Origin of the sequence: uncultured Campylobacter sp. (assembly GCF_938045345.1) — a bacterium.
Taxonomy (GTDB): domain Bacteria; phylum Campylobacterota; class Campylobacteria; order Campylobacterales; family Campylobacteraceae; genus Campylobacter_B.
Genome location: NZ_CALIMS010000006.1, coordinates 17,159 through 31,559, shown reverse-complemented (window position 1 = coordinate 31,559; position 14,401 = coordinate 17,159). Strand labels below are relative to the sequence as shown.

The following is a 14,401-nucleotide window of genomic DNA, read 5'->3' as shown; positions in this document are numbered from 1 at the left end:
ACTATGACAAAATTTAAGATTAAGCGCGTCTATGAGAGCGCGGAGAAAGAGGATGGATTTCGCGTACTATGCGACAGACTTTGGCCGCGCGGCATAAAAAAAGACGCGCTGGAGCTTGATATGTGGGCGAAAGATATAACACCTAGCACCGAAATACGTAAGCTTTTCGCGCATAAGCCTGAGAATTTCGCCCATTTTAAGGAACTTTACCTAGTCGAACTTGAGCAAAATCCCGCCGTGGCGGAGTTTTTAAAAGCGGTTAAAAACGAGTCGGTCGTCACGCTACTATACGCCGCAAAGGACGAGCACTGCAACCACGCGATGATTCTGCGCGATTTTTTGCAAAGTAAGGTGCACTGAAATTTTGCGCTCAAAGCGCACCGCTCGCCATAATTTTAAAGCAAATGTAAAACCGCCTCACTCACCAATCCACTCGTAAAACCGATGCGCGAGGCGTAAAATTCAGCGAACAAGGCTTAAGCGGAGCGCTATTAAAGCCTTGCCAGGCGTAATTTGAGATAAATTTTCATCCGGATGTACACTTCGCAGATGCGCAAAACAAACGCTAAATTTTGCGTCAGAACTCTAAAAAACGCAGAATTTTATAAAAAGCAAATAAAATTTCAAGGAAAATAACTCGATTTAATATATGCAAATTTAGAATTTCATCTATTTTTTAACGCTATTTTTCATAATGCAAGCTAGGAATTTAAAAAGTGAGCTTAATATAAATTCGCAACAAATTAAATTAATTTCTTACACGCAGCATTTTTAAATTTCATTTAAGGATTTGCCGCTAACATTGCTCGTAATTTTTTACAAGGAGAAACAATGGCAATAAGTGCTAGAAATCAGCTTCACGTCGTAATCAGCGACGTAAAAATAGGTGCGGTAAATTCGCTAATCACAGCTAAAACCAGAGGCGGCGACGTGCTAAAAGCGACCGTTACGGTCGATTCTGAAAAAACTTTGGATTTAAAAGCAGGCAAAGAGGCGGTATTTTTATTCAAAGCCCCAAATGTCATCATTTCAAAGGGAGAAAATGATCTTCGCCTAAGTGCTGCAAATCAACTAAAAGGCAAAATCACCGCCGTTAAAGAGGGCGCAATCAATGCTGAAATCGATGTCAGAACCGCAGGCGGTGAGAATCTAAGCGCGATCGTCACAAACGGCTCCGTTAAAAATTTGGCGCTAGCAGTCGGCGACGAAGTAACTGCGATCATCAAAGCTACTCAAATCATCGTCGGTGTAAAATAATCAGGCGTAACGGTGCGTGCGACAGCGATACGCGCGCTTTAAACATCGCAAAATCAAGGAGCGAAATTTTATAAATTCTGCTCCTTATTCAAAAATCTCTTTTGATAAATTAAATTTCGTAGCAGCTCAAATCGCGCTATAAGCGCTCTTTTCTCTCATGCACGCAAATATATCCCGCGCGACATCCAGCCCCAATCACACCAAGAAGCGGTCTTACCCTATTTTACCGCAGTGCGCATTTCGCGCAGGCTTTGTATCCATGTAGCACGCAAGCCCCACTAGCACGAGATATCTATGAAACGCAGACCCGCCTTTGCCCTGCCTGCTCGCTTATAACGATGTGTTTTCATATTTTGCGCACTCGTGACACGCCGCCGCTTTGCGTAGTAGCGACCGATCCTCGCGTAGATGTCCACATCAAGAGTGAGCCGATCTAGATCATAGCAGCACGAACAGATCATCGAACCGATCGCCTCGCCCTAAATCCGAGCGTTTTTTGAGCTTTTACCGATCGGCTCGTTAAAAGGCGTAGATTCCGCGAATAAAATCACTCTTGTAAAATTTCAGCTCGTAGCCACGGGTAGCGAGCACTTGCTTTGCTAAATTTGATACTCGCCGGGGCTCAACTCGCCTCGCAAGAGCTTACCAAAGCGTGCGGCTGCGGCATCTACGGCATCGTCGCCAAACTCTCCAGGCTCAAACCCGCTGCTGACAAACGGCACAGCAAAGTCCATCCCGCAGTAGTTTGCTGCGATCTTAAGCGGTGTTAAAATTTCATCCAAGCTAAAGCCGATAGCACCCTGTTTGGAGTACTCGCTAAGCGGCGTACTAGCGCTTAGCGCGAGCTGCAGAACCTTGCCCCTAAGCGCGCCGGAACCCACCAGCTCGTGCGAAAAGACGATGTCGATATAGGCTTTTAGCATAGGCGGCACGTTTAGCCAGTACATCGGGTACAAAAATACGATGCGCTCAGCGCCCAATAGCGCGTCTTGCTCTGCGCGGGTGTCAATACGCGCAGTATCGGTGCCGTAAAGTCCCTCCAAATGACGCACCTCTACGCCGGTAGCGCCCTTTGCGACCTGCGATAGGGCTTTGTTCACACGCGATGCGGCGAAATTGGGATGTGATAAGATCACTAGCGTTTTCATCTTATTTCCTTTCTTAAAATTTGCAGAATCATATCGTTAAAAAGCTAAAAGTAGATTAAGAGGAGTTGGAAAGCAAGGCGTTATTTTGCCTGTGAGGAATGGGATTTGCGTGGCACGATAGATAACTAGGCGCTCTCGTACCATACTGCCTCAAGGCATGTGCAACAAATGTTTTTACGCGTGCCGTAAAGCACAAGCTTCCAGGATTAGTCTCGTCTAGAACGATCTGCTTACGATCCGTCCAATGCGCGTGCAGCTACGGCACGGAGCAAAATTTTATCCAAGCAAGGATAAATTTATGAAAAAAGATTAAAATTTAGCCGCGATTTGGGCTACGAGCCTGAAAATTTCAAAAAAAGGAAACGATATGCAGAGAAAAACACAGATCGAAGACGAGTTTAGCGCAGAGGATCGCGAGCGCAAAATCACGCTGCAAGCCGGAGATGTGGCGCCCGAGTTTAGCTTGCAAAACGCCGACGGCGCGAGCGTCGCGCTAAAGGACTTCGCGGGAAAAAAGGTCGCGCTGTATTTTTACCCCAAGGACAATACCCCCGGCTGCACGACCGAAGCGTGCGAATTTAGCGCCGCATACGATGATTTCATCGCCGCAGACTGCGTGATCGTCGGCATCAGCCCCGACAGCGCCAAATCCCACGCAGGCTTCATCGCCAAGCAGAGCCTAAAGCACATCCTGCTGAGCGATCCGCAGCACGAGGTAGCCAAGCTATACGGCGCGTGGCAGGTGCGTAAAAACTACGGGCGCGAGTATCTGGGGATCGTGCGCTCGACCTTTCTGATCGGTGCGGATGGCAAAATTTTAAAGGTCTATAAAAGCGTCAAGGCAAAGGATCACGCCGCAAAGGTGCTTGCAGATCTGCTAGCTGCGGGGAAATAAAGCGCTAAGCAAGCATTTTGAAATAGGGCCCGGCGTATTTGGGCGCTAAGCTTTAATATGAAATTTATGCACTGAATTTGCTACGGAATTTCGACGTCAAATTTAAGCGTCGAAGCTTCGGCATTAAAATTTAGTCTTGAAATTTTGCCTCAGAATTCTGCTTCTCATTTGAAAATTGAATTTTAGGCAGAGCTATAACTACGATTTTAGCGGCAAATTTTATCGCCCCACACCAAAATTTTAAAGGAAAAATATGAAAAATTTAATCATTCTAGCTCATCCCGACATCGAAAATTCGCTCATAAACAAGCGGTTTTTGAAAGAGGCTGCCGCACAAAATTTCGCCGTGCGCGACCTGGCGTGCGAGTATCCTAGCGGCGAGATAGACGGCGAGCGCGAGCGCGCGATAATCAAAGCTCATGACGCACTGGTGCTGCAATTTCCGCTGCATAATTTCTCCTCGCCCGCGATTTTAAAAAGCTGGATCGATGCGACGATGACGTATGGATTTGCCTACGGACGCACGAGCGAGGGCATTCGTGGGCGCGCCGTGGCGCTGGCAGTGAGCGCGGGTATCAAGCGCGCCGACTACGCGCCTAGCGGGCGGTATCATTTCACGATGGAACAGATTTTGGTGCCGTTTGAGCTCGCATTCCGCTACTATTTTCATGCCGACTGGCGCGGATTTTTCGCGTTTTACGGCGCCGAAGAGACGCCGGGCGTGGATTATCAAAGCAGTGTCACGCAGATAGAAAAAGGCGCGGCGGAGTACGCGGAATTTTTAAAAAATTTAAGCGCAAAGAGCGCGGATAAAAAATTTTAAATTTAAAGCCCGATTTCGGGGCTAAATTTTAAAATTTAAGACATCCTTTGCAACGCATAAATTTAGGATAATACTTTACGCTTTTTTCAGGGCGAAATGCGAGATATAAAAAGAAAGCGCACGCCGCAAAGCATAAAATTCCTATGATGATACGCAGATACGCGCTTTCAAATTTTACCGACGCCATAAAGTCGGGTTTTATATCAACTCTCCCCAATAGAGCGGCCGCCAGTCCCCATGCGAAAAAAGCAAAAAAACCGATTAATGCGAAAATTCTATTTAGCATTTTTATATATTCCTCTATAACAAATCAAATTTCATCGCTTTTTAAATTTACGCTTTTTGATCTTCGGGGTTTTAGCGCTTTGATGAGGAGCGTTTCTTCGCCAGTAGTCGCCGTCATTATACTCTGTAAGCTTTTTACCGCAGTCCGGGCAAATTTGATCCGTGTTTTTGACGTCCTCGTATCGGTAAAATTTACTCAAGCAGAGTAAAATTCTGTCCGCTGCGAAATTCCGCAAAGCAAGGAGAAATTCCGCCGAGCAAGGCCAAATTTCGTAGCAAAATAGGCGAGATAAACTAGCAAAATTTTAAAATCAAATCTGCGCGCGGAGCAGAAAGCGCCCGAGCTAGGCTCGCGCCGCCGCCAGCGTTATGATCTGCTTAACCACTTCGCTCGCCGCTTTTAAAGAGCCTACGGGCAGATACTCGTAGATCGAGTGGAAATTATGCCCGCCGGTAAAGAGGTTCGGGCACGGCAATCCCTTTGCGGAGATGACGGCGCCGTCGTAGCCGCCTCGCATAGGCTTGATCTTGGGCTCGATGTTTAGGCTTTTAAAAGCCTGCTTCGCAAAGCGAATCGCGGGCGCATCATCGTTTTTCAAAAAGTTATAGACGTTTTTGTAGCGGTCGTTTAGCGAAATTTCGATCCGATCGCCCCAGATCTCGCGAAGCCCGTCCGCAGTTTTTTGCAAAAATTCCATACGCTGCTCGTATCTTTTCTCGTCAAATTCCCTCACGTCAATCTTTAGGACGGTTTTTGCGCTATTGCCGCTAAGCTCCTTGACCCAAAAATAACCCTCCTTTCCCTCTGTATATTCGGGCGCCTCGCCCGCAGGCAGCAGCGAGATAAACTTATGCGCCAAAAGCAAGGAATTTACGAGCTTGCCCTTGGCGTTCATCGGATGAGCCGACTGGCCTTTGAAGGTAACGACGCAATCGCCCGCGTTCCAATTCTCGTAGATAAACTCGCCGATGCCGCAGCAATCAAGGCAGTAGCCAAAATCCGCGCCTACCTCGCTTACATCCAGCGCCTTTGCGCCCCGCAAGCCCTGCTCCTCGTCCGGCACGAAGCAGGCGATTATCTCGCCGTGTTTGATCTGCGGATTTTGGACGAAAAATTCCAGCGCATTCACGATCGCAGCAATCGCCGCCTTATCGTCGGCGCCTAGTAAGCTGGTACCGTCCGTTACGATGATCTCGTCTGCTTTGTAATCTTGCAGCTCCTCATTTTCGCTCGCTTTGAGATAGATCCCAAGCTCTTTATTTAGGCAGATATCGCCGCCTTCGTATCTTACGATCTGAGCTTTGGTATCATTCGTCTGCTCGGCGCTGGTATCAAGGTGGGCAAAAAACGCTATGCTCGCAGCGGGCGCGTCTAAATTTGAGGGAATTTTAGCGATCAAAATCGACTTCTCGCTAAGGCTGATATTTTTTATGCCCAAGGCTTCGAGCTCGCCTTTTATGAGACCTGCAAGCTCGAGCTCCTTGGGGTTTGAGGGCATTATACCCGCCGCGCCCGCGGCTCTATTTGTGGTGGTGTTGATCTTGGTATAATTTAAAAACCTCTGCACGATATCCATATTAAGCTCCTTTTACAAAATGAAAAATGCGATGACGCAGACGGATAGAAACATACCTAGGGCCGTTCTTTTAGCGATCTGAATAGGGCTTACCATCGCAAGTCCCGCGCAAACGATGCAAGCGCCTGCGATCGGCGATGCGCTCCTGCCTAACGCGCCGCTTATCGCAACCGCCATACCGAGCTTATCTTGTTCAAAACCTAACGCGTCGGCGTGCACTGTCACGGCGGTGTTGAACGCCATCGCCGCCGCATCTCCCGAGCCAGTCACGACGCCCATAAAAAACGGAACGAAGGTGCCGCCGAATTTTACGTAGCTCTGCTCGCCTTTCAGCCACTCGATTACGAAATCGATCGCTCCGCACGCGCTAAGACCCGCGACGAAGACGCCCGCTGCGATGATGATACCCATGATATCGGCATACGCGCTACCCATACCTTTGAAAAATTCTTTCGTGATCTTTTGAGGGTTGCTCAGAGTAATGACGATGGTGACGATAGCGCCTAGTAGCATCGCCTCGGCGACGCCCATCTTGGTCCATTTAAGAAAGGAGATCGTGTTGAGCTTGGACGTACCGCCGATGATTAAGATCACCAAAGGCACTAGCGGCATAAGCGCGTACAAGACGTTTATTTTCTGAGGCTGCGCATCTAAATTTGAACCGGCGACGGATGCGGCAGAGCTTGCGCCGTCTGCACCTGCGAAATTTTCTCTTTGAGCTAGATAATTCACCCCCTTGGTGTAGTCTTTGCAAACTATCGCCGTTATACTCATTACGATCAAAACCACGATCAAAGCGGTAATCGCGCTAGAAAACTGCACCCCGATGACGTCTTGAACCGTATAGGATGGGTTGTGCGCCTTTACCATATCGGCGACAAATACGTTGTGCGCCGAGCCCGGGCTTAAAACGCTACCGAAAGTTCCTGCAAATACCGCAGCTCCCGCCATCTCTGGTTTAACGCCCGCAGCCATCATCACGGGGATCAGCGTAGCGCCGACCGCAGCCGAGCAGCCCGCAGCGGAGGGGATAGCGATATTGATAAAATATGTAAGCGCCACGACGATAGGGATCAATAAAAATCCAATATTTCCAAGAGGCCTGGTTAGTAAATTTACAAGAGCGCGGTCGCAGCCGGTAAATTTCATCACGAAGGCAAAACCCATACTAGCGCAGATCGCCTTAATAAGACCCGCTTTAGTCATATACGAGGTAAAGGCGCCCAGCCCGTCCAGCGGCTTTAGACAAAGCACGCACAGCACCAAACCCACGCCGATAAGCACGGTTTTGGTGTCCTTCTTCATGATTAGCAAAGCGACGACTGCGACGATACCCGCAAGTGCCAAAAGTAACCTAAACGTCTGCACGATAACTCCTTTTAAATTTTAAATTTACTTCCCACGGCGATGCGCGAGATCTCTTTTTTATACTCGAATTTTAGCACGTCCGCATGCCCCATCACCTCGCATTCGTTTCCGTTTATCAAAAACGCGCTGCCCTCGGGCATAGCATAGACGCTGTCGTTTTGATTGACAATCAAAAACTCCTCTAGCCGCTCCTCCCTGCTCTCGCCGTTGTGGTTTGAAATTTTACCGCTTATGAAGTGCGGATTGATCTGGTGCGGAAAGATCCCCAGAGCTACCGGCGAGGGCGGAAAGACGATCGGCATGTCGTTGGTAGTCATCATCGTCTTGCCTGCGACGTTTGCGCCGGCAGACCAGCCAAAATACGGCGTACCGCTATCCACGGCGTCTTTGATCGCGCCTAAGAGATCAAATTTATAAAGCTCATTTAGCAGCACGAAGGTATTACCGCCGCCGATGCAGATCGATTTGGCATTTTTAACGGCGGCTTTCATATCGGCAAATCGATGGATCGATCTGATATTGTTGCTCTCCAAGCAGTCCGCGACCTTCTGCTCGTATTGCTCGCTTGTGCGCCTAACGCCCGCAAATGGAATGAATAAAATTTCATCCTCCCATAACCTGCCTAAAAATTCCCTGATCCACCCCTTGCAGTGGTTTAGATAGCCGCTGTCTTTGTAACTAGAAGCGCTTAGAAGTAGTGCTCTTTTCATACCGCCTTCCTTAAATTTTGCCGTTTAGCTTATACGCGCAGCGCAGATAAACGTCCACTCCCGCAAGTAGCGAATCCTCGTCGAAGTCGAATTTACCGTTGTGATGCCCCGCCGCAAGCGTCGTGCCGATCATCAGATATCCGCTCTTGCCGCCCGCATCTTGCACCGAGCGCATAAAATGCGCGAAGTCCTCGCATGCGCCAAAATTTAGCTCCCTTACGATTTTATCATCGTCGATAAACGGCGACGCCTTCGCCGCATCCTCGTAAAGCTGCGTTGTAGCCTCGTCGCTATCGCCGCCCGCGGTGCCGCCCGTAACCTGCACGTCGTAGCTAACGCCGTAAATTTTAGAAACGCCTTCCACTATGTCCATGCATTTGGCCTTCATAAACTCATTCAGCTCCGTGCTCTCGCCGCGAGTCTCGCACGCAAGATAGCCGTTAGGCGCGATGACGTTGCGTCCTTCGCCCGCGCGCAGCACGCCGACGTTGATACGCGTGACGCCGTCTGCGTGCCTCGTGATGCCGTGCATATCAAGCGCCATCTCGGCTGCCGCGAGCAGAGCATTGGCTCCGTTTTGCGGCGCGCCCGCTGCGTGAGCGGACTTACCTTTTAAGCTTACATCAAATTTAGTGGTCGCAAGTAGCTTTTTGGTACCGCAGATGATGCCTCTCATCGTGTTTGCCTGAAAGCCGATATGACCGCCCAGCAGATAATCTACGCCCTTGGTAACGCCCGCAGCTTCCATACCTACGGCGCCTCTGGTGCCCTCCTCGGCGGTTTGAAAGATAAATCTAAATTTACCGCTAAAATCATCTAAGCTCTGCGCGATCAGCTTTGCTAAAGCAAGCCCCATCGTGATATGCCCATCGTGCCCGCACGCGTGCGTGATGCCGTTAATGTCGGAGCGAAAGCCCTCCTTAAAAGGGCGGTGATCCGCATCCATGCTCTCGGTCACGTCCACGCCGTCTATGTCAAATCTAAAAGCGACCGTCTTGCCCGCGCGCCCCGTGTCTATTTCGGCCACGAGACCCGTTAGCCCATCCTCCATCGCATCAAGAAATTTTATCTGATCTGCGTTTAGAAGCCCCTCGGCGCGCTGCCTCGCCTTCTCGCAGGCATCCTTGCTACCTACGCCCTGCCTTGCCTCAGCCTTTACAACCTCGCGACCGAGCTTTATCTCATAGCCCAGGCGCTGCATTCGATCTGCGATAACCGCGGTCGTAAAAAAGGTAAACCAGCCCGTCTCGGGATGCGAGTGAAAAAACCTGCGATCCCTGATCATCTCGCCTTTGAGCGCCTCTACTTTTTGTGCGATAGTATCCATCTTCTCTCCTTTATTCTTTGGCTAAGCTTAACATCGCCGCGGCTAAAACCTTCGTAGCGGCGAAGGCGTCGTTCCAGTTTATGCTTTCGTTTACGTTGTGGCTGATGCCGTCCTTGCACGGCACGAAAAGCATCCCCACGCGACCTGCGAGCTCCGTCATATTCATCGCGTCGTGTCCCGCGCCGCTAGGAAGCCTTAGGCTTGGAATTTTAAGCTCGCAGGCACAGCTCTCAAGCAGATCTATCATCTCCTCGCTTAGCTTTACGGGGCGGTCTTTGATGAGATTTTTTAGTTCGAATTTACACCCTCGGCGAGTGCAAATTTCATCTATCGCCGCGCAAATTTTATCGTCCGCCGCCCTAAGCGCCTCCTCGTCTATATCGCGTATATCAAGACCTAGCGTGCAGGAGCTCGGGATTACGTTTAGCACGCCGGGTAGCGCGTTTGCATAGCCCGCCGTCGCGACCGTGGTTTTGCCCGCCTTAGCGATCCTCTCCGCGCTTAAAACGATCTCGCTAGCGCAAGCTAGGGCGTCGCAGCGCATATCCATCGGCGTAGCGCCGCTGTGATCGGCTCTACCCTCGATTCGCAGCTCGTATCGCACGGGCGCGGCGATACCCGTGACGATGCCTACTGGGATGCCGCGTCGCTGCAATACCGGCCCCTGCTCGATATGAAGCTCGATATAGCTATGAAAGCTGGATTTGGGCAGGACGCAGCTTTTTAAATTTGCGGGATTTAGCCCAAACTCCTGCATGGCGTCAAATAGCGAAATTCCGTCCGGATCCTTTAGCTCGCCTAGCCGCTGCCGCGAGAGCTTGCCACTAATTATCTTACTGCCTACGGTCGCCATTTTAAAGCGGCTTGATTCCTCGCAAACAAAGACGATGAGCTCCAGCGGTCGCGCAAGCCTCTCTCCGCTATCTCGCACCGCGCGGATCGCCTCTAAAGCGGCCATGACGCCTAGCGTGCCGTCGTAAAAGCCGCCCTGCGGCACGCTATCGATATGCGAGCCAGCACTTACGGACGGTAGATCGGGATTTTTAACGTCCATAAATTTAACGAAAATATTGCCCATATCGTCGATTTTGATCTTGAAATTTTCTTTTTGAAGTAGCGATATGAGGAAGTTGCGCGCCGCTTTATCCTCGCGCGAAAACGCAAGCCGCGTAAGCCCGCCGCCCGCCAAAGCCCCAAAGCGGCTTATCTGCTCAAACTCGCTTTTAAAGCGCCGTGTGTTTATGTCCATAAATCTCCTTTTTTAAAAAATTTATGAATACGGCATTTTAATATCAAATTTATATAACGAAGCTGAAATTTGCCTATTGCGACGGCAAATAGGGCGCTAAAACGGCGCGAGCAGAGCCGCTTTAAGATAACGCTATAAATTTTAAATTTTGCCTTTTGGGTTTTAAAATCGCGATGAGCCGCTTAGCTTCAGATTAAACGGATATAATTATCGCAAAATTTAACGAGGAGCAGGAATGAAACAGAGCTCGCTAGAGGGGCTTTATGAAAAGCTAAGGCAATTTGATAGGCTGGCGGATAAAGAGGAGTATCTGTTTGATGCGATAAAGGGCACCATCGAGGTGGAAAATTTTGACTTTGCCACGCAAATTTGCGACTTTGTTTTAAACGACGATTTTGAAAAATTTGGCGCGGTTTTAAGAACGAGAGCGCTAATGTGGCTCACGAACTACATCGCGCAAAATTTGAAAGATAGCGAAAGCGAATACCCAAATTTCGGCGACTTTGAGAGCTGTCTGTGGAAATTTAAATGGATCGTCTCGGGCGTCGCCAAAAGCTCCATGATCGAAAAAGAGCTCATAGATGAGGTGAACGAAGCGATGCTGTTTTACTACGAGCGCTTGGAGCTCTCGCTGGCGGCTTATTACAAGGCTTTGATGAACCAAAACATCGACATGGGCGACGCCAGAGAAATGAGGGCAAACTACGAGCTGTGGAAAAAGCTCGCCAAAGACGATATGAATGATTGCGAGGCGTGCGAAGTATCGGGTGAGATCGCGTATTTAAATTTTGCAGGTGAGCACGCAGCGGCGCTTGGGCTTGCCGCGCCGATACTCTCGGGCGAGCTAACTTGCTCCGAGGTGCCGCACATAACCTACGCGCCGACACTTTTTAGTATGATAAAGACGGGCAAGATAGAGGAGGCAAAAACCCTGCTGCCAAAGGCCGCGGAGATCATCGAGTCAAATCCTCGCGTCATAAACCAGATCGCGCCGCTCATCGAGATCGCCGTTAGGCTGGATGAGCGTGAGATGGCGATAAGCTTAGCTCGCAAGCACTCCGCGTCGATACTTGACGGTAACGACGATCTAAACGACTTGCGATTTTTCATCGCCGTTAGCGCGTTTGGCGACGAGAACGACTATAAAACAGCTTTGGAGCTAGCGGGCAAATTTGACGCTAGAAATCAAAACTTTTACTACGCCGATTATCTAAATAAATTTTACGAGGAATTCGGGGTTTGAAATTTTGACAATTTGAGAATCTGAAATGTTCTGTTCGTAAAGCAGAACACCATTTCTTAAGCGCGTGCGACGAGATAGTTTAAAATTTGCAGCTCGATACTCTTTTTCATACTCGCAACGGCAAGCGCGGTCAAGTTTACACCGAATGGGCGCAGGCGGCGCGCGGTAAATTTTAGCCGCTTACTCGCTCATCGGTAACCACTCGCCGAAATAGATAATTAAAGCGCGTACGCGACTTAAAATTTTAACTAGATCGGTGCGGATCAAAGCGAATATTTGCGGTGGCAAGACATATATTCTAAATTTAAATCGCCACAGAACGTAAAATTTAAACCGAACCTAGCATTAATCTCGCCGTAAAACACGTGCGACGACGCATCTCGCGCATCTTCACCTAAATTTGACGGCAAATTTAATAGCAAAATTTAAAACGTGGCGCGATAAAATTTTAAAACAAAATTTCAAGTAGATTTTTAAATATAAAATTTTAAACGGAATCTTGAATGCAGAATTTCAAATAAATTTTAAAATTCCAAGAGTATCATCCCTTGGAATTTTAAATTCAGTGCTTGGCTAGGTAATTTGTGTCGTAGTTATTATCCACGAAATCGGGGTTATTCATCATCCTAAGATGAAAATCGCGCGTCGATTTTATACCGCCGATGATGAGCTCATCTAGAGCGACCTTCATCTTCGCAATCGCACGCGCGCGGTCCTTGTCGTAAACGATGAGCTTGCCGATCATGCTGTCGTAGTAAGGCGGCACCGAGTAGCCCTCATAGACGTGGCTGTCCATACGGACGTTTCTGCCGCCCGGAGCAACGTATTTTGTGATTTTACCCGGGTTTGGCATAAAACTTTTAGAGTCCTCGGCGGTGATGCGGCACTCAAGCGCATGCCCGCTAAATTTTATCTCGCTTTGCGGCAGCAGTTTCTCGCCCTGTGCGATACGGATCATCCACTCGATCAGATCGAGCCCGCTTCGCATCTCGCTTACGGTGTGTTCGACTTGCAGGCGGGTATTCATCTCGATGAAATAGAATTTCTTGTCCTTGCTATCGTATAAAAACTCAAACGTTCCCGCGCTTGCGTATCCGATCGCCTTAGCGGCGCGAACCGCCGTTTCATGCAGGCTTTTTCGCGTCGGCTCATCCAAGATCACGGCTGGACTTTCTTCGATCAACTTTTGGTGGCGGCGCTGCATTGAGCAGTCGCGCTCGCCGATATGCACGACATGTCCGTGCTCGTCGCCTAAGACCTGAACCTCGATGTGGCGGGGGTTTGTGATATATTTTTCCATATACATCGTGCCGTCGCCAAACGCGCTCATCGCTTCGCTCTCTGCCGACCAAAATAGCTTTTCGATATCCTCTTCGCGCTCGACCACGCGCATTCCGCGCCCGCCGCCGCCGGCTGCGGCTTTAATGATGACCGGATAGCCGATTTCGGCGGCTAGCTTGCGTGCCTCTTCGACACTTGCAATCGCGCCGTCGCTGCCAGGCACTACGGGGATGCCCGCGCGCATCATCACTTGCTTAGCCTTGCTCTTATCGCTCATCAAGGTCATCGCCTCGACGCTTGGACCGATAAATTTAATGCCGTGCTTGGCGCAAATTTCGACGAAATTTTGACTTTCACTCAAAAAGCCGTATCCCGGAAATATCGCGTCAGCTTCAGTTAGCTCGCAGGCTGTGATGATCGCGGGGATATTTAGGTAACTATCGCTACTGCGCGGTCCGCCTATACAGACCGACGCGTCGGCGTATTTCACGTAAAGCGCGTCCTGATCGGCGGTAGAGTGCACGACGATGGCTTGCTTGCCCATCTCTTGGATCGTGCGAAGCGCTCTAAGCGCTATCTCGCCGCGATTTGCAATGAGGATCTTTTTAAGCTCTCTCATAGCTTCTCGACCTCAAACAGCGCCATAGCGTATTCGACAGGCTGTCCATCCTCGACGAGGGCTTTTTTGATGCGGCAGTCGAATTCCGCCTCGATCTCGTTCATAATCTTCATCGCTTCTATTATGCCGATTGTATCACCCTTATGCACGACCTGGCCCACGCTTACGAACTCTGCCGCACCGGGACTTGGCGCTTTATAAAAAGTACCTACCATCGGGCTGTCGATCGTATCCATCGCGCCTTTTGAGGCGGGCTTATCGCCCACGAGCACGTTTACCGAAGGCGCAGCAAGTTGCGGAGCGGGTGCCGGTGCGGCGAGCTGAGGCGTGCTCCCACCGCATGGGCCATATTTTTTTATCTCGATCTCAAAATCTTTATCTTTAATTTTTAGCTCGTTAATGCCTTGCTTTTCGCCGAAAAAGTCCATTAACTCTTTGATTTCTGCTTTTGTCATAAATTTCTCCTGAAAAAATTTGCGAAATTTTAGCTAAATTTTTATAATTGTTTCTTTAAATGGATTTTTGCGGGACTTTTAAGAAGTATAAAGCGAAATTTACGACAGAATTTGCGGATTGATTTTAAGGATTTATAGGCTGCGATTTGCCTCGTTCATTTTAA

Annotated in this window: 15 protein-coding genes; 6 read left to right on the top strand and 9 right to left on the bottom strand. The window is 49.3% G+C overall.

Annotation, left to right across the window (positions count from 1 at the left end; translation table 11 throughout):
• Positions 1-3 precede the first annotated feature (3 nt).
• The 3 genes from Q0144_RS01850 to Q0144_RS01840 all read left to right on the top strand — a co-directional run bounded on the left by Q0144_RS01850 (position 4) and on the right by Q0144_RS01840 (position 1,694).
• The gene (locus tag Q0144_RS01850; protein ID WP_298061218.1) at positions 4-360 is read left to right on the top strand and encodes a DUF488 family protein; all 357 of its coding nucleotides are present in this window, start codon (positions 4-6) and stop codon (positions 358-360) included.
• A gap of 471 nt (positions 361-831) precedes the next feature.
• Positions 832-1,257 (top strand): TOBE domain-containing protein, encoded by a 426-nt coding sequence (locus Q0144_RS01845; RefSeq protein WP_298061217.1) that lies wholly within the window; start codon positions 832-834, stop codon positions 1,255-1,257.
• A gap of 251 nt (positions 1,258-1,508) precedes the next feature.
• Entirely contained in the window at positions 1,509-1,694 is a 186-nt protein-coding gene (locus Q0144_RS01840; RefSeq protein WP_298061215.1) for a hypothetical protein, read from the top strand.
• Between the two features lie 162 nt (positions 1,695-1,856).
• Here the strand turns inward: Q0144_RS01840 and Q0144_RS01835 are convergent, their stop codons facing one another.
• Positions 1,857-2,405, bottom strand: a complete 549-nt coding sequence (locus tag Q0144_RS01835; protein WP_298061214.1) for an NAD(P)H-dependent oxidoreductase — start codon at positions 2,403-2,405, stop codon at positions 1,857-1,859.
• A gap of 367 nt (positions 2,406-2,772) precedes the next feature.
• Here Q0144_RS01835 and bcp point away from each other — a divergent pair, with 367 nt between their 5' ends.
• Positions 2,773-3,300 carry a thioredoxin-dependent thiol peroxidase gene (gene bcp / locus Q0144_RS01830; RefSeq protein WP_298061212.1) on the top strand — a complete coding sequence of 176 codons (528 nt, stop codon included), beginning with the start codon at positions 2,773-2,775 and terminating at the stop codon, positions 3,298-3,300.
• Positions 3,301-3,553: 253 nt separating this feature from the next.
• On the top strand, positions 3,554-4,123 hold the full coding sequence (locus Q0144_RS01825; RefSeq protein WP_298061211.1) for an NAD(P)H-dependent oxidoreductase: 570 nt from the start codon (positions 3,554-3,556) through the stop codon (positions 4,121-4,123).
• Positions 4,124-4,440: 317 nt separating this feature from the next.
• Here the strand turns inward: Q0144_RS01825 and Q0144_RS01820 are convergent, their stop codons facing one another.
• The 6 genes from Q0144_RS01820 to Q0144_RS01795 form a co-directional block, all read right to left on the bottom strand.
• Positions 4,441-4,644 carry a hypothetical protein gene (locus tag Q0144_RS01820; RefSeq protein WP_298061210.1) on the bottom strand — a complete coding sequence of 68 codons (204 nt, stop codon included), beginning with the start codon at positions 4,642-4,644 and terminating at the stop codon, positions 4,441-4,443.
• A 108-nt stretch (positions 4,645-4,752) separates the two neighbouring features.
• Positions 4,753-5,985: a peptidase T gene (pepT, locus tag Q0144_RS01815; RefSeq protein ID WP_298061208.1), complete on the bottom strand. Its 1,233-nt coding sequence runs from the start codon at positions 5,983-5,985 to the stop codon at positions 4,753-4,755.
• A 12-nt stretch (positions 5,986-5,997) separates the two neighbouring features.
• A complete protein-coding gene (gene dcuC / locus Q0144_RS01810) occupies positions 5,998-7,353 on the bottom strand; it encodes a C4-dicarboxylate transporter DcuC (protein ID WP_298061207.1) in 1,356 nt (451 codons plus the stop codon).
• An 11-nt stretch (positions 7,354-7,364) separates the two neighbouring features.
• Positions 7,365-8,063, bottom strand: a complete 699-nt coding sequence (pepE, locus tag Q0144_RS01805) for a dipeptidase PepE (protein ID WP_298061206.1) — start codon at positions 8,061-8,063, stop codon at positions 7,365-7,367.
• A gap of 10 nt (positions 8,064-8,073) precedes the next feature.
• Positions 8,074-9,390 (bottom strand): amidohydrolase, encoded by a 1,317-nt coding sequence (locus Q0144_RS01800; RefSeq protein ID WP_298061205.1) that lies wholly within the window; start codon positions 9,388-9,390, stop codon positions 8,074-8,076.
• 10 nt (positions 9,391-9,400) lie between these two features.
• Positions 9,401-10,639 carry a M20 family metallo-hydrolase gene (locus Q0144_RS01795; RefSeq protein WP_298061204.1) on the bottom strand — a complete coding sequence of 413 codons (1,239 nt, stop codon included), beginning with the start codon at positions 10,637-10,639 and terminating at the stop codon, positions 9,401-9,403.
• A 235-nt stretch (positions 10,640-10,874) separates the two neighbouring features.
• On the opposite strand from Q0144_RS01795, the gene Q0144_RS01790 reads away from it, so the two are divergent.
• Positions 10,875-11,882 (top strand): hypothetical protein, encoded by a 1,008-nt coding sequence (locus tag Q0144_RS01790; protein ID WP_298061203.1) that lies wholly within the window; start codon positions 10,875-10,877, stop codon positions 11,880-11,882.
• Between the two features lie 562 nt (positions 11,883-12,444).
• Here the strand turns inward: Q0144_RS01790 and Q0144_RS01785 are convergent.
• Positions 12,445-13,782 (bottom strand): acetyl-CoA carboxylase biotin carboxylase subunit, encoded by a 1,338-nt coding sequence (locus tag Q0144_RS01785; RefSeq protein ID WP_291938702.1) that lies wholly within the window; start codon positions 13,780-13,782, stop codon positions 12,445-12,447.
• Positions 13,779-14,237 carry an acetyl-CoA carboxylase biotin carboxyl carrier protein gene (gene accB / locus Q0144_RS01780; protein WP_297990110.1) on the bottom strand — a complete coding sequence of 153 codons (459 nt, stop codon included), beginning with the start codon at positions 14,235-14,237 and terminating at the stop codon, positions 13,779-13,781. Before accB ends, Q0144_RS01785 begins: the two co-directional genes overlap by 4 nt.
• Positions 14,238-14,401 lie beyond the last annotated feature (164 nt).